The organism is Streptococcus sp. HMSC065E03, assembly GCF_001815045.1.
Lineage (GTDB): Bacteria > Bacillota > Bacilli > Lactobacillales > Streptococcaceae > Streptococcus > Streptococcus parasanguinis_AD.
The window spans coordinates 27,588-48,309 of sequence record NZ_KV818837.1 but is presented as its reverse complement, the minus strand read 5'-3'; the positions used below and the strand labels follow the sequence as shown (position 1 = coordinate 48,309).

At 43.0% G+C, this 20,722-nt stretch carries 16 protein-coding genes; 2 read left to right on the top strand and 14 right to left on the bottom strand.

Features of this window, described 5'->3' with window-relative positions:
• Window positions 1–64: 64 nt before the first annotated feature.
• The 9 genes from HMPREF3002_RS00310 to pbp1b form a co-directional block, all read right to left on the bottom strand.
• Entirely contained in the window at window positions 65–454 is a 390-nt protein-coding gene (locus HMPREF3002_RS00310; protein ID WP_070664837.1) for a DUF1033 family protein, read from the bottom strand.
• 219 nt (window positions 455–673) lie between these two features.
• Window positions 674–1,777, bottom strand: coding sequence for a family 8 glycosyl hydrolase (locus HMPREF3002_RS00305; protein WP_023919654.1), 1,104 nt, complete (start codon window positions 1,775–1,777; stop codon window positions 674–676).
• Between the two features lie 8 nt (window positions 1,778–1,785).
• The gene (locus HMPREF3002_RS00300; RefSeq protein ID WP_023919655.1) at window positions 1,786–3,096 is read right to left on the bottom strand and encodes a glycosyltransferase family 2 protein; all 1,311 of its coding nucleotides are present in this window, start codon (window positions 3,094–3,096) and stop codon (window positions 1,786–1,788) included.
• Window positions 3,089–3,229: a hypothetical protein gene (locus HMPREF3002_RS11135; protein ID WP_176745546.1), complete on the bottom strand. Its 141-nt coding sequence runs from the start codon at window positions 3,227–3,229 to the stop codon at window positions 3,089–3,091. Before HMPREF3002_RS11135 ends, HMPREF3002_RS00300 begins: the two co-directional genes overlap by 8 nt.
• A 9-nt stretch (window positions 3,230–3,238) precedes the next feature.
• Window positions 3,239–4,027: a hypothetical protein gene (locus HMPREF3002_RS00295; protein ID WP_070664737.1), complete on the bottom strand. Its 789-nt coding sequence runs from the start codon at window positions 4,025–4,027 to the stop codon at window positions 3,239–3,241.
• On the bottom strand, window positions 4,028–5,182 hold the full coding sequence (gene wecB / locus HMPREF3002_RS00290; RefSeq protein WP_070664735.1) for a non-hydrolyzing UDP-N-acetylglucosamine 2-epimerase: 1,155 nt from the start codon (window positions 5,180–5,182) through the stop codon (window positions 4,028–4,030).
• A 323-nt stretch (window positions 5,183–5,505) separates the two neighbouring features.
• Window positions 5,506–9,159, bottom strand: coding sequence for a DNA-directed RNA polymerase subunit beta' (gene rpoC / locus HMPREF3002_RS00285; RefSeq protein WP_070664733.1), 3,654 nt, complete (start codon window positions 9,157–9,159; stop codon window positions 5,506–5,508).
• Between the two features lie 159 nt (window positions 9,160–9,318).
• Window positions 9,319–12,888 (bottom strand): DNA-directed RNA polymerase subunit beta, encoded by a 3,570-nt coding sequence (rpoB, locus tag HMPREF3002_RS00280; RefSeq protein WP_049492125.1) that lies wholly within the window; start codon window positions 12,886–12,888, stop codon window positions 9,319–9,321.
• 351 nt (window positions 12,889–13,239) lie between these two features.
• Window positions 13,240–15,696 carry a penicillin-binding protein PBP1B gene (gene pbp1b / locus HMPREF3002_RS00275; RefSeq protein ID WP_023919660.1) on the bottom strand — a complete coding sequence of 819 codons (2,457 nt, stop codon included), beginning with the start codon at window positions 15,694–15,696 and terminating at the stop codon, window positions 13,240–13,242.
• A 182-nt stretch (window positions 15,697–15,878) separates the two neighbouring features.
• Between pbp1b and tyrS the strand changes: the two genes are divergently transcribed.
• Window positions 15,879–17,135 (top strand): tyrosine--tRNA ligase, encoded by a 1,257-nt coding sequence (gene tyrS / locus HMPREF3002_RS00270; RefSeq protein ID WP_003004779.1) that lies wholly within the window; start codon window positions 15,879–15,881, stop codon window positions 17,133–17,135.
• Between the two features lie 62 nt (window positions 17,136–17,197).
• Here the strand turns inward: tyrS and HMPREF3002_RS00265 are convergent, their stop codons facing one another.
• The 5 genes from HMPREF3002_RS00265 to HMPREF3002_RS00245 form a co-directional block, all read right to left on the bottom strand.
• A complete protein-coding gene (locus HMPREF3002_RS00265; protein WP_023919661.1) occupies window positions 17,198–17,611 on the bottom strand; it encodes a DUF3021 domain-containing protein in 414 nt (137 codons plus the stop codon).
• 9 nt (window positions 17,612–17,620) lie between these two features.
• Window positions 17,621–18,076 carry a LytTR family DNA-binding domain-containing protein gene (locus HMPREF3002_RS00260; RefSeq protein WP_049475198.1) on the bottom strand — a complete coding sequence of 152 codons (456 nt, stop codon included), beginning with the start codon at window positions 18,074–18,076 and terminating at the stop codon, window positions 17,621–17,623.
• Between the two features lie 18 nt (window positions 18,077–18,094).
• A complete protein-coding gene (locus HMPREF3002_RS00255; RefSeq protein WP_049475197.1) occupies window positions 18,095–18,937 on the bottom strand; it encodes an ABC transporter permease in 843 nt (280 codons plus the stop codon).
• Complete coding sequence (locus tag HMPREF3002_RS00250; RefSeq protein ID WP_070664731.1) at window positions 18,937–19,803, bottom strand: ABC transporter ATP-binding protein; 867 nt, start codon at window positions 19,801–19,803, stop codon at window positions 18,937–18,939. Before HMPREF3002_RS00250 ends, HMPREF3002_RS00255 begins: the two co-directional genes overlap by 1 nt.
• A 124-nt stretch (window positions 19,804–19,927) precedes the next feature.
• The gene (locus tag HMPREF3002_RS00245) at window positions 19,928–20,245 is read right to left on the bottom strand and encodes a winged helix-turn-helix transcriptional regulator (RefSeq protein WP_023919666.1); all 318 of its coding nucleotides are present in this window, start codon (window positions 20,243–20,245) and stop codon (window positions 19,928–19,930) included.
• Window positions 20,246–20,332: 87 nt separating this feature from the next.
• On the opposite strand from HMPREF3002_RS00245, the gene HMPREF3002_RS00240 reads away from it, so the two are divergent.
• Window positions 20,333–20,650 (top strand): YciI family protein, encoded by a 318-nt coding sequence (locus HMPREF3002_RS00240; protein ID WP_023919667.1) that lies wholly within the window; start codon window positions 20,333–20,335, stop codon window positions 20,648–20,650.
• Window positions 20,651–20,722: the final 72 nt, after the last annotated feature.

Here is a 20,722-nt window from a genome sequence, read left to right as displayed (position 1 = left end):
TTCGAAAAAGAAGACAAAAAAAGAAGACTTTCTAGATCGCTCTAAAAAATCTTCCGAATGTCTCTTATGACAGGGTTGTCCCCTTTTTTGAATCGAGTGTATATTGACAAGAACGGTGTTTGCGACTGCCTCTTTCCTTTTCGTAGCCTGGGCGGAGCTTGCTTTTAGGGATCTTGTGCTCGTCTTCTAGGAGGACAATCGAGTGGAAAAACTGCACATCTTCACTGCAGTCCTCACACCACTCTTGCTCCTTGGTATCCCAAAAGATCGTCATGAGATCACTCCGACTCTTATAACTTGGAAAGTGTGCATTCAACTCTAACCATTTCTGCTTGTAGTATTTCAAAGCCTGGTAATAGTCTTCAAACTTCTGACTACTGACGATATCTTCTTCCCAACCTTCTAAAAACCACCAGGGTTCACAGTCCCCATACATTTCAATCACTCGATACATAAACTCTTCCATCCTTTGTATCCTCTATTATATAGAAAATCCTTTGAGAATAAAAGTTTTCTGCTCAGAGCATAATTTTTCAGGTGTTTCCAGGCGATTTTCACAGTTATTTTTCAAAAATAGACTACTTAATTTCTCTTGGGTCCTTTTTTCGAGAATCAAAAAAGAGAGTCCCAACAAAATGACGAGCCATCCTGGGAACTCTCTCTTCTCAAGTATTTAGAACAATTCAAGCGCAATCATGGTTGTCATGGTTGCATCATAATAGTTGTTCAGAGGTAGATCTTGTGTGAAGATATACTTATTCTGTTGCACCAACTTCAGATAGCCTTTTTCGTGTTCAGAAGCATAGACTATCGGTGCCAAAAAACTTGCTGCCTGATGATTGTTCAAGGCTTTTCCTTTCAAGTCATAACCCGCGTACAGGTTTCTTTGACTCTTGAAAAAGTTTAACATCTTTTTCACCAATTTTTGACTGGTTGCATCCTTACTTTGAACAAGATTATATGGAAGGCGACAAGCATTATACGAGTAGGCTCCATCATACTTGGATTCAATCGTCTTGGGATCCGCTACGCGAGTCCCTTGCTCATCTACCCAGATGAAATCAGGTAGTAAACCTGTTTTTGTTTGGGAGCTGATCGTTTGGAGTTGCTGCAACATCTTTTCTTTGATGTCCAACCACTTCGAATCTTTTGTCACTTCATAAAAGATCTGGAATTGCGCTGGCAGTGTATCAGACGTCCGCATCAAATGATAGAATTCCGAATCCTGATTGGCCCAATTTCCCACCGTTAACACACCGGTTTCTTCATTGTAATTGTGTGCGAGAATATCTTCTAAAATCGCTTTGGCTTGAGCCTGGTAGTCTTTGGCTTGCTTTGGCCATTGCTGAGCAGCTTTTAGAAGAGCATAGGCAATATAGAGATCTCCATCTGTGGCGTTATGGTCCTCATCCTTTGCTTTTCCATTGCTGATGGTTTGTTTCCAAGACATCAATTGGGTACCCTCCAAGCGATGATTTAGATAATATTGATAGAGTCTGTCAAAGTCTGCTTGTTGGGCCTGTCCTTTTTCAGCAGCCGCAACAGTAATGAGCATTCCATAACTTTGCGCTTCGGATAACACTACCGTTTGATTGCTATCATTGGTAGTTCGAACATAGGATTCTTTTCCTTTTGAAACAACCAAATGCTCATTCCACTGACGATAAATTCGATTTCGCATGTCCACTTTACTTCTCGTTCTCGCTAAAAACAAGGTCAAACAGAAAATGCAAAGGATGACTAGAAACCATACATATCTCATCTTTTTCGTATTCATAATTTCTCCTATCCTGCGAATCGTTTTGTTTTAACCCATTTAGTTTCTTTCCGGTGCAATAATTTATCCATCACAATCGAAGAGATGGCATCAATCGATACAATGATAAACAGTTGAGAATAGGTGAAGTAGGCAGCTAAGGCCAACCAAATTTGCTTGGTAGTTGCTTGACCAAATTGTGAGGCAAGAGCCACATTAATCTGAAGTAAGTAGAGCCCAATCATCAAGATCCAATTGAACAACATCAATTGCGCAATATAGATATTTTCTGAATCAAAGGCAAATGGAATTTGCACGCCTGGCACCACTGTATGGAGACACATGGCCAGAATATTGGCAAAAAAGATCAAGTCTGATAACACGATAGCTGCATTGAACCAGAAGAAGATACAGGAATAGTTGGTCACTTCTAACTTCACGCGCCAATTTCCCTTACCAAATAAATGCTTGAAGTTAGAAAGAACCACTTCATAATTCCCTTTGGCCCAACGTTTCCGCTGCATATAATAACTCTTCAGGGTCTCAGGTTCCTGTTGAAATGCTTCTGAATTATAGGCTAGAGCAATCAATTTCCCACTTTGCATAATCTTAAAGGAAATATCAGTATCCTCTGTTAAGGCACCGTTTTTCCATCCCCCAATACTCTTGACAAATTCAGTTTGAATAATGAAGTTGGTTCCTGGAATCCGTCCAATCTTAAAGAGATGCCACATGCCTACATGGTGAACCCGTTGGGTGACAACAATTTCTTGGTTGATACAGCGGGTCAAGAAGTTTTGACCGGCATTCCGCGTTTTATTGCGACCAAAAGAAGCCACATGACGCTCCGGATCTTTGAGCACTTCTTTCACAAGGAAATAAAGAGCATTCTTTTCAGGCATGGCATCTGCATCATAGACACAGATATAGTCTCCGGTCGCCATAGCCAAAGCGTCATTTAACACACCGGCTTTCCCACCTGTCCCACTGCGATTGATGATGGTCAAATCACGTCCTGCATACTCTGGCAATGCTTTAACTGCCAAACACTCTTCATAAGTGCGATCGGAACAATTATCCGCAAACAGTAGTAATTCTACACGATCATGTGGGTAGTTCAAATCAAGGATCGCTTTGGCTGTCTGTGCAATAACCACATCCTCATTATGGGCAGGTACGACGATCGTCACTTTTGGATAATAAGGAAGCGGATCCGTATTGACACGAAAATCACTGTGTTTAAACCAAAAATGAACGGCTGAAAAGAGGATTACTAGGCCCCAGGCTAAGGACAGCCAAATCGAAATCAAGGCAATAATCATCACAATTTGACTAATCATGGTCCACCGCCTTAAAGTTTTTATTGACACGGCGGTAAATCACCGTATAAGCTACAAATAATACAATAAAGCACAAGGCAAAAAATACACTAATGCTTACAGCTATATTAAAAAATATATTTGTAAGAGACATGTTTTCCTCCTAATATTCCACAATAATATCTGTTTCAAGTTGACGTTTTAAGTAACGAATCATTTCTTTATAGCGATGGTATTTTGTGCGATTTGATTGATCTACTACAAGAAAGCCGGACTGAAATTGGATAGCTTGCACCCCATCTTCTCCTTGGAACACCAGTCCTTCCAACTGTGGTTTTAAGACTGTCATATAATCGCCCTTCAGATCCCGCTCGCTATCAGAAGATAAGATCAAGAAATTACCATCTGATACATAATACAAGCTTTCATTTGGCTTTAGATGATGCGTTACCAAATAGTTGATTTGGTTCAAGGTCCGATTGTACTCTCTCGGTTGCAATTGGAAGAACAATTCCTCGTGCGACCAGTGAATGAGTAAGGCTTGAATCGTATCATTGGTTTCCCCACCATAAGAAGCGATGCGGTTGCGGTAATCTGCGTAAGCTTCTGGCTCTTGATCCTTCACTTTTGCAATCTCTTTAAAGAGGTGGTAGCGAATTTGGGTCAAAATTCCAATCAAGATTGGAAAACTAAAGAGCAGAAGCAAGGCTTGATGAAATGGGATATAGACAACACCCGCCACCAAAAAGACAATCCCTAGGGCAAATGACAACAGGATGGTCCATGTCAACAACAAATCTGATAAAACAATAGCAGAAAATAATCCTAAAACAAAGAATAATCCTTCTTCAATCAGAATCTCTCTTGCAAAAAACAAGCAGTAAAGTAAAAGAAGTACTTCGAAAACAATCAAAATTAGCAACCATCTACTTAACTTTTCCGTTTTTTTCATTTATTCTTTCTCTCCCTCATGAAATTCTTCAGCAGCATCTCCCTGGCCAAAGTAATGTTTAATAGCTTGCACGATTCGCTCAGAAGCTCTTCCATCTCCATAAGGATTTCGGGCATTTGCCATTTCTAGATAAAGATGTTCGTTGGTTAAGAGCTCCATCATCGTGGATTTGACGACGGCAGGATCCGTACCAACTAATTTCAAAGTTCCTGCTTTGACCCCTTCTGGGCGTTCTGTTGTATCACGCAATACCAATACCGGTTTCCCCAATGATGGTGCTTCTTCTTGTACCCCACCTGAATCCGACATGATGAAGTAACTTCTCGAAGCCAAGTTGTGGAAGTCAAGCACATCTAAAGGTGCAATGAGATGGATCCGATCATGATCTCCTAATAGATCGCTTGCCGCCTCTTGTACCGCTGGACTAAGATGCACTGGGTAAACCACTTCAATATCCGGTTCTTGATCCACCATTTCTCTCAGAGCTCCAAAGACCGCTCTCATGGGAGCTCCTTGATTTTCTCTTCGATGCATGGTGACAAGGATGACTTTTTTAGCTGGATCTAATTGATCCAGTACTTCGTGATGATAGTTCTCTTGAACCGTGAGTTTCAGCGCATCAATAGCAGTATTTCCTGTCACCACAATAGAGGATTCCGGATGATTTTCTTTTAAGAGATTGGCCTTACTTTCGCTAGTCGGCGCAAAATACAGATCCGCTAGATCATCCGTCATTTGACGGTTCATCTCTTCTGGATACGGAGAATATTTATCAAAGGTTCTCAAACCAGCTTCGACGTGGCCAATGCGGACTTGATTGTAAAAGGCAACCAAACTCGCCGCAAAGGTAGTGGTCGTATCTCCATGAACGAGCACCATATCTGGCTTTTCTTTTTTGATAACTGGATCTAATTGATTCAGAATTTTAGAGGTAATGTCTAATAAGGTCTGGCTTTTCCCCATAATATCCAAATCGTAATCAGGTACGATGTTAAAGGTTTCTAAAACCTGGTCCAGCATTTGACGGTGCTGGGCAGTGACCACCGTAATGGTCTCAATGGTCTCCCTCTGCTTTTGCAACTCCAACACCAAAGGGGCCATTTTAATGGCCTCCGGTCGCGTCCCAAACACAACCATAATTTTCAATTTTCCCATAAACTTCCCCCGTTGACATACATGTAATTCGACATTTTTTTAATTTGTGTACATCTTTTTTCATTCTACCGCCAATGACTTTAAATGTCAAACCGATTTTGGGTTTTATAAAGAAATTACTAATAGTTAGTCATTTTATTATTTTGACGTTTAGAATACATATCCATTTAATCACTAATTGTAAGTATTTACAGCACGACTTCTACCGGGCTAATATTTTTGGTAAAAAAATAATTCAATAATTATACAATTATTTTTTAAATAATAAATTTTTATAATTTTTTCAAAAAAAAGCCGGAACATGTAGTTCCGACTTGTTTTTCTTATTCTTCTACGACTTCAGCAGTTTGAACTTCATCGACTGTTCCATCTGTCAATGGCACTTCTTCGATGATTTCAACTTCATTCACCGCTTGTGGTTCCAAGTTACGGTAGCGGGCCATACCAGTACCAGCTGGGATGATCTTACCGATGATAACATTTTCCTTAAGTCCAAGGAGATGGTCTTTCTTACCACGGATCGCTGCGTCTGTAAGGACACGCGTTGTTTCCTGGAAGGAAGCCGCTGACAAGAAACTGTTGGTTTCAAGAGAGGCTTTGGTGATTCCCATAAGGACCGGACGAGCAGTCGCAGGAACTCCACCAGAGATAAGGACATCCTTATTAGCATCTGTAAAGTCTGTGATATCCATGAGCGTTCCCATCAGAAGGTCTGTATCTCCTGGATCCATGACACGTACTTTACGGATCATTTGGCGAACCATGACCTCGATGTGTTTGTCGCCGATTTCTACCCCTTGGCTACGGTATACTTTTTGTACTTCCGCAAGGAGGTAAGTTTCAACAGACAAGACATCACGAACGGCAAGGAGATGTTTTGGTTGGATAGACCCTTCTGTCAGAGCTGCACCACGAGAGACTTGATCTCCCACTTCGACTTTCATGCGAGCAGTGTAAGGGACAACGTATTCGCCCTCACCAGTTGCACCACTGACAAAGACTTTCTTAGTCCGAGTTGAAGCATCTTCTTCGATCGCTGTGACTTCCCCTTTGACTTCTGTGATGACCGCTTCCCCTTTTGGATTACGGGCTTCAAAGATTTCTTGGACACGAGGAAGACCTTGCGTAATATCGGTATTTGAGGCAACACCACCCGTGTGGAAGGTACGCATTGTAAGCTGTGTACCCGGTTCCCCGATAGATTGGGCAGCGATGGTTCCGACTGCTTCACCCACTTCAACCGCATCACCAGTCGCCAAGTTGATACCATAACAGTGACGGCAGACACCATGGCGGGTGTTACATGTAAAGACAGAGCGGATAGTGACTTCTTCCACACCAGCTTTGACAATTTCACGTGCTAGGTCTTCTGAAATCAAGGTATCTGGACCGACGATGACTTCACCTGTTTCAGGATGTTTAACAGATTTCTTGGTATAACGACCCGTCAAGCGTTCTTCGAGTGGCTCGATCATTTCCTTGCCATCAGTAATGGCACGGATCACAAGTCCACGGTCTGTTCCACAGTCGTCTTCACGGATAATAACGTCTTGGGCTACGTCAACCAAACGACGAGTCAAGTAACCTGAGTCGGCTGTCTTCAAGGCCGTATCGGTCATCCCTTTACGGGCACCGTGAGTTGAGAAGAACATTTCGAGTACTGACAAACCTTCGCGGAAGTTTGACAGGATTGGCAATTCCATGATCCGTCCGTTTGGAGCGGCCATCAAACCACGCATACCGGCAAGTTGCGAGAAGTTTGAGATGTTACCACGGGCTCCAGAGTCCATCATCATAACGATTGGGTTCTTCGGATCTTGGTTATCCACCAAGCGTTTTTCCAATTTCTCACGGGCTGCACGCCATTCAGCTGTAACGGCATTGTAGCGTTCGTCATCCGTGATCAAACCACGACGGAATTGTTTGGTGATTTGTTCCACACGTTTGTGAGATTCTTCAATGATTTCTGCCTTGTCTTCAACGACCGGAATATCGGCAATCCCCACTGTCAAACCAGCAAGGGTTGAATGATGGTAACCCAAGTCTTTCAAGCGGTCCAAGAAAGCAGATGTTTCAGTTGTACGGAAGCGTTTGAAGATTTCTGCGATGATATTTCCAAGATTTTTCTTCTTGAATGGAACGTTTAATTCCAATTTCTCAATCGCTGCTTTGACATCTTGACCAGGTTCCAAGAAGTACTTAGCTGGAACGCCTTCTGTCAAGTTGGCATTATTTGGCTCTTGAAGATATGGAAGTTCTGCAGGCATGATATCGTTAAAGAGGATCTTACCAACAGTTGTCAAGAGAATCTTGTGTTGTTGCGCTTCTGTCCATGGTTTGTTCAAGCTATCTGTCGCAATTCCGACACGGGTATGCAAGTGAACATAGCCATTGCGAAGAGCCATGACCGCTTCATCACGGTCTTTAAAGACCATGCCTTCACCTTCACGACCAGCTTCTTCCATAGTGAGGTAGTAGTTCCCCAATACCATATCCTGAGATGGGGTAACGACTGGTTTACCGTCTTTTGGATTCAAGATGTGCTCAGCAGCCAACATCAAGATACGAGCTTCTGCTTGAGCTTCTTCTGAAAGCGGTACGTGGATGGCCATTTGGTCCCCGTCAAAGTCGGCATTGTAGGCTTCACAGACAAGCGGGTGCAAGCGAAGAGCTTTCCCGTCAATCAAGACAGGTTCAAAGGCTTGGATCCCCAAACGGTGAAGGGTCGGTGCGCGGTTCAAGAGAACTGGGTGTTCTTTGATCACTTCTTCTAGGATATCCCAGATGCGTTCATCTCCACGTTCGACCAAGCGTTTTGCAGCTTTAACGTTTTGCACGATATCACGCGCAACGATTTCACGCATCACGAATGGTTTGAAGAGCTCGATCGCCATTTCACGTGGCACACCACATTGGTACATCTTAAGAGTTGGACCAACGGCGATAACGGAACGTCCTGAGAAGTCAACCCGTTTACCGAGCAAGTTTTGACGGAAGCGTCCTTGTTTCCCTTTGAGCATGTGGCTCAATGATTTCAGTGGACGGCTACCTGGTCCTGTGATTGGACGACCACGACGACCATTGTCGATCAATGCATCAACGGCTTCTTGGAGCATCCGTTTTTCGTTTTGCACGATGATACCAGGGGCATTCAACTCAAGCAAACGTGCCAAACGGTTGTTCCGGTTAATCACACGACGATAGAGGTCGTTCAAGTCAGAGGCAGCAAAACGGCCACCATCCAATTGGACCATCGGACGAAGATCTGGTGGAATAACTGGAAGGATGTTGAGAACCATCCATTCTGGCTTGTTACCAGATTTGTAGAAGGCATCCAAGACATCCAAACGACGAACAGCCTTCACACGTTTTTGACCAGTTGCAGTCTTCAATTCTTCTTTCAAGAGAGCAATTTCAGCTTCCAAATCCACTTGTTTCAAGAGGTCTTGGATCGCTTCTGCACCCATCTTAGCTACAAAGGAACCTGGTCCGTATTCACGCAAGCGTTCACGGTATTCACGTTCTGTCATGATGGATTTGTGCTCAAGTGGTGTATCTTTTGGATCGATCACCACGTAAGCTGCGAAGTAAATGACTTCTTCAAGGGCACGAGGGCTCATATCCAAGGTCAATCCCATACGAGAAGGGATGCCTTTGAAGTACCAGATGTGTGATACAGGCGCTTTTAACTCGATGTGTCCCATACGTTCACGACGAACCTTGGCACGTGTTACTTCAACCCCACAGCGGTCACAAACGATCCCTTTGTAACGGATCCGTTTGTATTTCCCACACGCACATTCCCAGTCTTTTGTAGGTCCAAAGATGACTTCATCAAAGAGACCTTCACGTTCTGGTTTCAATGTACGGTAGTTGATTGTTTCAGGTTTCTTGACCTCTCCATAAGACCATGAACGGACCTTGCTTGGAGAAGCTAGGGTGATTTGCATACTTTTAAAACGATTTACATCAACCACTATTTCTTACCTTTCCTTGTTTTCATACTTGTTTCATTTGGATACAGCTTAGGTGGGGAAAGAAAGAAAACTTTCTTGCCACCTCCTTGTGTCTGTATCTTGTTATCGAATCATCCTGTCAGAAGCATTGGTTTCTCACAAGACAATCATTTTTACTGATTATTTTTCTGATTCTTCAGCATCAAAGGCTGCTTTTGCTTCCTTAGCTGCTTTTTCACGTGCTTTTTCAAGGTCATCCACATGAATCACATCATCGTCTTCCCCTTCATCGAGGTCACGAAGTTCCACTTCTTGATCATCTTCGTCCAAGACACGCATGTCAAGACCAAGAGATTGCAATTCTTTGACAAGAACGCGGAAGGATTCTGGTACACCTGGTTTTGGAATTGGTTTACCTTTGGTAATCGCTTCATAAGCTTTCAAACGTCCGTTGACATCATCTGACTTGTAAGTCAAGATTTCTTGAAGGACATTTGATGCACCATAAGCCTCAAGGGCCCACACTTCCATTTCCCCGAAACGTTGTCCACCAAACTGAGCTTTCCCTCCGAGTGGTTGTTGGGTAACCATTGAGTAAGGGCCGACTGAACGGGCATGGAGTTTATCATCAACCATGTGGTGAAGCTTGATCATGTACATGACACCGACAGAAACACGGTTGTCAAACGGCTCACCTGTACGTCCATCGTAAAGAATGGTCTTGGCATCGCTATCCATACCAGCTTCTTTCACAGTATCCCAGAGGTCTTCTGAGCTTGCTCCATCAAAGACTGGTGTTGCGATGTGAATACCCAAGTTACGAGCGGCCATACCAAGGTGAAGTTCCATAACCTGACCGATATTCATACGTGATGGCACCCCAAGAGGGTTCAACATGATATCAACCGGTGTACCGTCTGGAAGGTAAGGCATATCTTCAACTGGAACAATACGAGACACAACCCCTTTGTTTCCGTGACGACCGGCCATCTTATCTCCGACGCGGATCTTCCGTTTTTGTGCGATGTAAACACGAACCAACATGTTGACACCCGATTGCAATTCATCTCCGTTTGCACGCGTAAAGATCTTAACATCGCGAACGACTCCATCTCCACCGTGAGGTACACGAAGAGAAGTATCACGCACTTCACGAGATTTATCTCCAAAGATCGCGTGAAGGAGACGTTCTTCAGCAGAAAGGTCTTTTTCACCCTTCGGTGTTACCTTACCGACAAGGATATCGCCTTCTTTTACTTCCGCACCAATACGGATAATACCTGTTTCATCCAAGTCACGAAGAGCATCTTCCCCAACGTTTGGAATTTCACGGGTAATTTCTTCAGGGCCTAACTTGGTATCGCGTGTTTCTGATTCGAATTCTTCCAAGTGAACAGATGTGTAGACATCTTCTTTCACCAAGCGTTCGCTCATGATAACGGCATCCTCGAAGTTATACCCTTCCCATGTCATGTAAGCGACAATTGGGTTTTGACCAAGGGCCATTTCCCCTTTTTCCATCGATGGACCATCAGCGATAAAGTCGCCTTTTTCAACGACATCGCCAACTTTTACAAGGGTACGTTGGTTGTAGGCGGTACCTGAGTTTGAACGACGGAATTTTTGGATATGGTAAACATCAAGAGATCCATCTTCCCGACGAACTTCTACCTTGTCCGCATCTGCATAGGTAACTTTACCATCGTGTTGAGCAATGACTGCAGCTCCTGAGTCATGGGCAGCTTGGTATTCCATACCAGTACCCACATAAGGGGCTTTTGGATCAATCAATGGCACAGCCTGACGTTGCATGTTGGCACCCATGAGGGCACGGTTGGAGTCATCGTTTTCCAAGAAAGGAATACATGCTGTCGCAACAGCAACTACTTGTTTTGGAGATACGTCCATGTAGTCGACTTGATCAGATGGGAATTCTTGGTTGTTACCACGGTGACGTCCCATAACGATTGGCTCAGCAAAGCCACCTTTTTCGTTCAACTTAGAGTTGGCCTGAGCGACGATGTACTCATCTTCTTCATCGGCTGTCAACCAAACGATTTCGTTGGTGACTACACCTTTTTCACGGTCCACTTTACGGTATGGCGTTTGGATGAAACCATATTTGTTCAAGTGTCCATAAGATGACAAGTTGTTGATCAAACCGATGTTTGGTCCTTCAGGTGTTTCGATCGGACACATACGACCATAGTGGGTATAGTGTACGTCACGCACTTCATATCCAGCGCGGTCACGTGTCAAACCACCAGGCCCTAAGGCAGACAAACGACGTTTGTGAGACAACTCAGAAAGCGGGTTGTGTTGGTCCATGAACTGTGACAATTGGGAAGAACCAAAGAATTCTTTAATTGCTGCAGTTACTGGACGAATGTTAATAATTTGTTGTGGTGTCAAGACATCGTTATCTTGTACAGACATCCGTTCGCGAACGTTTCGTTCCATCCGTGAAAGTCCAAGACGCACTTGGTTGGCAAGCAATTCACCAACGGCACGAATCCGACGGTTTCCAAGGTGGTCGATATCATCCACACGGCCAAGGCCTTCTGCAAGGTTCAAGAAATAGCTCATCTCTGCCAAGATATCTGCTGGAGTTACGATGCGTACTTTGTCAGATGGGTTGGCATTTCCGATGATGGTGACAACGCGGTCTGGATCTGTTGGAGCGACAACTTTGAATTTTTGCAATTCTACTGGCTCTGTCAAAACAGCAGCATCATTTGGGATGTAGGTGATTTTGTTCAAACCGTTATCCAATTGTTCTGAGATGCTGTCGATCACATCGCGCGTCATGACAGTACCAGCTTCTACAAGGATTTCCCCTGTTTCAGCATCTACCAATGGTTCTGCGATGGTTTGGTTCAACAAGCGGTTCTTGATATTGAGTTTCTTGTTGATCTTGTAGCGACCAACTGGTGCCAAGTCATAACGACGTGGATCAAAGAAACGGGCTACCAACAAGCTACGTGAGCTTTCCGCTGTTTTTGGTTCACCTGGACGAAGACGCTCGTAGATTTCTTTGAGAGCTTCATCTGTCCGTGAATCCATTGGATTTTTGTGGATATCTTTTTCAATGGTATTGCGAACCAATTCGCTGTCCCCAAAGATATCGATGATTTCATCATCTCCAGAGAATCCAAGAGCACGCACAAGCGTTGTAAATGGAATCTTACGTGTGCGGTCGATACGTGTGTAAGCAATGTCTTTTGAGTCGGTTTCAAGCTCTAACCAAGCCCCACGGTTAGGAATAACAGTTGATCCATAACCAACCTTACCATTCTTGTCCACCTTATCATTGAAGTAGACACCTGGTGAGCGGACCAACTGAGATACGATAATCCGTTCTCCACCATTGATGATGAAAGTTCCCATTTCAGTCATGATTGGGAAATCACCAAAGAAAACTTCTTGGGTCTTGATTTCACCTGTTTCTTTGTTGACCAAACGGAAGGTCACAAAGATTGGTGCTGAGTAGCTGGCATCGTGGATGCGCGCTTCTTCAAGCGAATACTTAGGTTCGCGGATTTCATAACCCACAAATTCCAATTCCATTGTATCCGTGAAGTTTGAGATGGGAAGCACATCTTCAAATACTTCCTTCAAGCCATGATCCAAGAAATCTTTGAATGAGTCTGTCTGGATTTCAATCAAGTTTGGTAAATCAAGAACCTCTTTGATTCTTGAAAAACTACGACGGGTCCGATGTTTCCCGTATTGAACGTCATGTCCTGCCAAAGTTTTTAGCTCCTTTTTCCATACTAGGATAGCTTGGTGAAATGACTTTCACCACCTATCCGGTTTTAACTACAATTGTGTGATTTGCATCACGTGAAGAGCTGTCTCTTCACCTCATTCGTCGCTTTTTGTAATTTTTAGAAAAATTAAATTTGTGTAACAAACTAGGTTTTTTCTGAAAAATAGGCACAAAAAGAGCAGCTAAATCGACTTATTCAAGTAAGATTTAACTGCTGTAAGCTCTTATTTGGACAATATTTCAAATAAAGCACACGACAAATTAGTTATCACTATTATACCGTTTTTTGCTCCAAAAATCAAGGCTTTCTCTAGGTTTTCTACTGGATCAGACTAGCGTCGATTGCCACGATTTGAGCTGTTTCGATTTGAACTATTGCTTGATGAACTATTGGTTGTCGAATTGTTCTTATTATTCGACTGATTTCCACTGCTATTACCGAGAATCGCTGCCCAAGCACTTTGATAATCGCTATCCGATCCCCCGATGGCAAAGCGGTATTGAGTGGTTGGCGCTCCGTTTTTGGCCCAAAGACTCGTCACCATTTGACCGCTCACATCGATATCCCGGCCATTGACATTGACGCGACCCGGTCTTTCACCAGTCGATTTGAGCACTTCAGAGCGGATCACACTCTTATCGAGAGTGAATTTATCCTGAATTCCGAAGAGACTTGGATCTGCTTGGTAGATCGCATTTGCCAACTGCGCCATGTATTGGGCATTGTTGTTGTATCCAGTCAAGGTCTGCATGGAAGCATTGTTGTCATGGCCAATCCAACCTCCTAAAGAAACATTAGGGGTGGACAGCATGAGCCACATATCCCCATTTGAGTTAGTGGTACCGGTTTTTCCAATCCAGTCAGCACCTGCCAGCGTTGGATTGACTTGGCTAATCCGTGACTTAAAGGTCGTTGTAGCACCAGACGTAATAACCCCGCGCAAGAGATCCTGCATAATCGTTGCCGTCGCTGGAGAGTAAACACGAACAGGATCTGCCTCGTGCTTGTATACTACATCCCCATCTCGATCAATGATTTGCTCTACCATGTAGCGTTTGAGGTAGTTCCCATTGTTAGCAATGGTTTGGAAACCATTGGTATGTTGGGCAACAGTGACCTCAATTCCTCCCCCCATTGGCAGACTCTCAATGCCATATTCAGGGATATCATAGCCCATTTTCTTCATGTAGGATGGGACATCCACACCCTTTTCACGAAGGGTCCGGTAAGTCCAGTAAGCTGGAATATTCCATGAGGTATTGAGGGCCTCACGGAGATCCATCATGGCTGTCCCTCGGCTATCCACGTGCATGATTGGCTCACCACTTGAGAAATTAGTCGGGTAGTTAGAAAGGATGCTATTGCTTCCCATCAAGCCTTGGTCGATGGCAATCCCATAGGCCAACAATGGTTTGATAGTAGAACCTGGGGAACGCTCTGTATCAAAAGCATGGTTGTTTTGGTTGCCGTCAAAATTCCGTCCACCGATAAATCCTAAAACGGCACCCGTTCGGTTGTCCATAAGGACATTCCCAACTTCTACAAGACCCGTCCCATCATCCAAGACGCTTCCAAAATTCGCTACTGCCGCCTGCATCGCATTGTGAACCGGTTTGTTAATCGTGGTTTGAATGGTGTAGCCACCTTCGCGCAACTCGCTCTCAGCTAATTCCTGGTAAGCCTTGACGGTTTCATTATTTTTCAAGTCTTGCTTGGTGACATTGTCTCGCTTGATCAAGTAATCATACATGGCCTCTTTTGCTTCTTCCATGGCTTGGAAGTAGAGGTAGTCATGCGGTGTTTTCTCGATGCCATCTGGAGCCATGAAGTCTTTGGTCAAGTCGTATTGAGCATAGGTCTCATAGTCTTTTTTCGACAAGACTCCCGTCCGGTACATATTGAACAAAACGTCTTTGGCACGCGCCAGACCTAACTCGAGATTCTCCTTGCTCTTTAGGCTACCGTCTGCAGCATAAGGAGAGTAGACAATCGGACTTTGTGGCAAGCCAGCGATAAAGGCTGCTTGTGGAACAGACAAGTCTTTTGCAGAGACGCCAAAGATCCCTTGAGCTGCAGCTTCCACACCTGCAATATTTTGTCCCCGATTGTTTCGTCCAAAAGGCGAAACATTTAAGTAGGTGGTTAGGATTTCATTTTTATCCATTCCCCGCTCTAAAGCCAAGGCATCGACAATCTCTGTCGCCTTACGAGTAAAGGTTGGAGCGTCTCCCACGACTTGCTGTTTGATCAATTGCTGGGTCAGGGTTGATCCCCCACTAGAGGAACCCACGCCGGCTACAGATCCAAGTGTTGCCCGAAGAACGGCTTTAGGCACAACCCCCTTGTGGCTTTCAAAATTCTCATCCTCAGTAGCGATCACAGCCTTCTTGACATTGTCTGAAATGGCATCTCCAGCTACGGGCGTACGGATCAAATCACTGTCCACTTCTGCAATCAAGCTCTTATCGGAATAAGTCAGTTTTGAAACACTGCTAACGTTGCGGACCTGCTGGACCAATTCTTCTGTCTTTGGAACCTTGACATTGCTAAAGAGGCTCGCCGCATAACCAATCCCGATCCCTGCGCCAAATAAAAAGAGGCACACGAACAGGGCGATCATCACATCCCACAAGAGTTTGAGGGTGCGCAAAAAGGTCGCAAAAATATCGCCGACAGACCAGCTACTTTCCTCATTTTTTTCCTTATTCGGAGTTTCTGTATACATCTTTGCAAAGAATTTTTGAACCTTCTTCCAAAACTCTTGCAGCTTCTCTTTTAATTGATTCACTGATTCTTTCTCCTTGTTCCCTATATTATAGCAGATTAGACCCCTTGTTTTCAATCACAAGAGCGTAGAAATCGTCACTCATTCTGCCTGGGTAAGGACAAGAAAATGATGGAAAGCATTGCCATTTCCGTGGTTTATGGTAGAATAGAGAAATGAATAAACTTATAAAGGAGAAAAGACACATGCACATTTTTGATGAGCTAAAAGAGCGTGGTTTGGTATTTCAAACGACGGATGAAGAAGCCTTACGCAAAGCACTGGAAGAAGGTCAGGTTTCTTATTATACTGGTTATGATCCAACTGCTGACAGCCTTCACCTTGGTCACTTGGTTGCCATCTTGACGAGCCGTCGTCTTCAACTAGCAGGCCACAAACCTTATGCGCTCGTTGGCGGTGCGACTGGTCTCATTGGTGATCCGTCCTTCAAAGATGCTGAACGTAGTCTCCAAACAAAAGAAACTGTACAAGAATGGGTTCGCTCTATTCAAGGGCAATTGTCTCGTTTCCTCGATTTTGAAAATGGGGACAATAAAGCCGAAATGGTCAATAACTACGATTGGTTTGGAAGCATTAGCTTTATTGACTTCCTTCGTGATGTCGGAAAATACTTTACGGTCAATGCTATGATGAGTAAAGAATCTGTTAAAAAACGGATTGAAACAGGGATTTCTTACACAGAGTTTGCCTACCAAATCATGCAAGGCTATGACTTCTACGTCCTCAACCAAGAACACAATGTAACCCTTCAAATCGGTGGATCTGACCAATGGGGAAACATGACAGCCGGTACTGAGTTGATGCGTCGTAAAGCAGATAAAACTGGTCATGTTATGACTGTGCCTTTGATCACAGATGCAACTGGTAAGAAATTCGGTAAATCAGAAGGCAATGCGGTCTGGCTCAATGCAGACAAAACATCTCCATACGAAATGTACCAATTCTGGATGAATGTGATGGATGCAGATGCTGTGCGCTTCTTGAAGATCTTCACTTTCTTGTCACTGGACGAAATCGAAGAGATCCGCAAACAGTTTGAGGCTGCTCCTCATGAACGCTTGGCTCAAAAGATCTTAGCGCGTGAAGTGGTTACCCTTGTCCACGGCGAAGAAGCCTACAAGGAAGCCCTCAACATCACAGAACAACTCTTTGCAGGAAATATCAAAAACCTTTCTGTTAAAGAACTCAAACAAGGCCTTCGTGGTGTGCCAAACTACCAGGTCCAAGCAGAAGACAACCTCAACATTGTTGAACTCTTGGTCACAGCTGGTGTGGTAAATTCTAAACGCCAAGCCCGCGAAGATGTTCAAAACGGAGCTATCTACGTCAACGGCGAACGCATCCAAGACCTTGACTATGTCTTGAGCGATAGCGATAAATTAGAAAATGAGTTGACCGTTATCCGTCGCGGTAAGAAAAAATACTTTGTTTTAACTTATTAAGAAAGTAAAACCACGAAGTTTGGTATGAACTTCGTGGTTTTCTTATACACTTTTTTCTGGGACTATTTCCCTTTTCTGCGATGCAACAATGCTTGGTTAATTCGTTGAGTTTTTTTATGGAGCTGCCAAATCTGGTACAGCCAGATCAGGCCGTAAATGGCTAGAAAGATCAACCAAGGAATCGGGCTCCGTAAGGCTGTCCCCCAGCCAAAAAACAAGTAGGTTAATGCTAAGATGGCAGCTGTCGCAACTAAATGCAAGGCCACACGCAAACTATAGGTCAAAAACTCTTCTTCCTCAAGAATGAATGTCAAGACCCCCATTGTCCCACTCATCAAAAAGATCGCCAGGATATTGCGGACATTTACAGCGGGATAGACGATGTTGGGATAGACATGGGATAATAACACCAAACACAAATAAAAGAAGGATCCTGTCCTCATACCAGATACAAAATAAGCTATAAATCGTTTCATCACTTTCTCCTATACCCCTAAATAATCCATCAAGGATTTGACATATTTCCGACTGACACTTGATTTCACTCCGCGTGTCAGTTTAGCCATCATATTGCCTGAAAAACTATCCGATAGCGATTCTAAATGGTCGATATTCATCACCGCGTGGCGTGATATCTGTAAAAAATTACGACGATTAACCCGATGTTGAAAATTTGTCAAAGTATCTCTGACGGTGAACGTTTTGTATGTCGTATAAATGGTTAGCTGATTCTTATCAATCTCAGCTAAAATAATGTCATCAATTTTCACCATGATCAAATTATCTTCTGTTTTGATAGGGATCACTACTTGATTCACTGTCGAAAACTGTTCGAGATAGTCCATCACCTCTCGTGCTTGATCAGATAATTGCTTGGCTTGAATGACCACACAAGGGTCGTTTTCTGGGATATCCTGTTTTTCCTCAAAACGAATCTTCATTCCTACTCCAATTCTCACTTACTTTCTTTTACTCGATCTTTTTGCTAAGGAAATCCAAATCCCCAAAGCTAGAATAATGCCTCCTAACACTATAAGGTATGTTTGTTCCTTTGTCAATAAAGCTTGCCATTTGAGCTGAACGCCCATTTTTTCTTGAAACTCTTGAAGAAGATTATCTTGACCTTTAAAGGTCTCACTTAATGCTTCTTTCATGAGTACTTGCCGATAAAGTGATGCAATATAAGTTGCTGGAGTACATTTCATTAGTAGTTGTGCAAAATCAGGTAGAACACCTAAAGGTACATAAGTCCCTACCAAAAAACCGGAAGCTGTACCCACTATGGTCGCAAACTTTCCAAGACTATCTACGGATTGGAAAAAATAAACAAAAATGGCATTTACTAAGCTAGAAAGCAGGCTACTAAGCAACATGATGAGGAGCACTTCAGGTAATAGAGAAAGGGTTGGAACTTCTCTAAAATAGCCACACATCAGCACATACATAAGGGCCTGCATGAAAAAAGAGATGATGATTGCGCTCGTTAGATACGAAAATGGTAACCGCCACTTTCCTTGATCCGATAAATAAAGATCCTGATCTACTTGATGTTCACGGTCCTTTACTAACTGAGTCAGGGCAGCCAGACTTGTCGTAATCCCTGTCACTGCCAGCGTCCCGCTCATTAACCAATTATTTAACACAGGACCACTATTGGGGAGCTGAGCCCAAGCATCTGTTAAATTTTTTTGAAGAAAAATAATGTAGAGAACAAAGGAAATCAAGGCTCCCAACAGGGAGAAGAAAACTCCTGAACGATTCCTAAAATACAATAAAAAATTTCGCTTTAGTAAGGCTAGCATTAGCGAACCTCCCTTCCTGTAAGTGCAATAAAGGCATCATCCATGGTACCTGGACGAAACTCAAAATGGGCTATTCTATCTCTAACTTGTGCCAGATAATCAATGGCTTCCCTTTCACTCTCGGGTTGAAAAACATATTCTAATGGTCCTTGTTGTTCTACTGACATTCCCGAAGATTTGAGACTTTCTATCTGCTGCATCTCCTTGAAACGAATCTTCAAGATGTTTTTTGCATACTGGCTCTTAATATCTAGTGCTGATCCCTGAGCAATCACTTTCCCATGGTCCACAATATAAATCTGATCAGCTTCATCTGCCTCGTCAAGATAATGCGTGGTCAAAACAACAGTCATTCCCTCTTCTCTCTGCAATTGATAGAGCAAATCCCATATAGACTTCCGAGTTTGGATATCCAAACCTGTCGTTGGTTCGTCTAAGAAAAGAATATCTGGTTGTGAGAGCAGGGCACGCGCAATGTCAACCCGACGCTTTTGGCCACCTGAAAGCGTCCCGTATTTCTGCTTTTGGAAAGCTGATAGACCTAGCCGATCAATGAGACTAGATACACGATTGGGTTTCAAGCCTTTATACTGTCTCGCACGAATGGTCAGATTTTCTCTAACCGTTAGCATCTCATCTAAGACACTAGTCTGGAAGACCACACCAATTTTAGTACCTGGTTCATAGATGATTTCACCTTGCGTTGGTTGTTTCAAACCAATCAACATGGAAATCGTCGTTGATTTCCCCGCCCCATTTGGTCCTAGAATCGCATTAAACGTTCCCTTTTCAAACTGTAAGTGAATATTGTTTACGGCTATATGATTTCCATATCGTTTACTGATGTTTTTAGCTTGTAATATCATGTTCTCTCTCCTTTTGATAGAACCAGTCTAGCAAAAAAGCCGTTTAAAAAACGGCTTTTGGGGATAAGTGGTCAAAATGAAGAGATGAGTGGCGAGATAGAAGAGATTAAAATGAGGAAAAAATTTATTGCAACCATTCTTTTCCCCATTGATTCAAGTCCTTTAAAATCGGCATCAGTGACTTGCCTTTTTCTGTCAGCTCATATTCTGTATGGAGTGGCATCGTTTTAAAATCATATTTCTCAATCAATTGGTTCTCTATTAAAACATCTAATCCACGTGTCAAACTGATCGTTGTAATCCCTTCAACTTCTCTTCTCAATTGATTGAAACGAACTCTCTTATGCTTGTTTATAACCCATAATATATTCATCCTCCATTTCCCACCAACCACATCTAAGACTCGAGACATACTACAGTTCCAATTTTTATTTGTTAACATTTTTTCTCCTTACAAAAATGTGCCTACTATTCAGGTAGTTTGTAAAGTATTATAATCTATTTATCATTTATTTTAAAGGAGTCACTTATGTTTATTGTAAATCTTACCTATATCAAGCCCCTTGATGAAGTTGAAAAATTCTTAGAAAAACACATAGAGTTTTTAAATCAGTATTATACAAAAGGTCATTTTATCGCATCTGGAAGGAAAAATCCAAGGACCGGCGGTATCATTCTCATGAGAGCTAAAAATAAAGAAGCCGTTCAAGAAATCATTACACACGATCCATTCTATCAAAATGAGATTGCTCAATATGAGATCATTGAATTTGAGGCAAGTAAATATTGTCCAGAATTGAAAAACGTCCTGAACAATCCATTGGACGAAAATGAGGAAATTAAATAAAGAGACTCAAGTTCCATTCAATACTGCGTAGGATCGTTAAAAAAGTGTGACTTAGTACCATTAAAACATCGG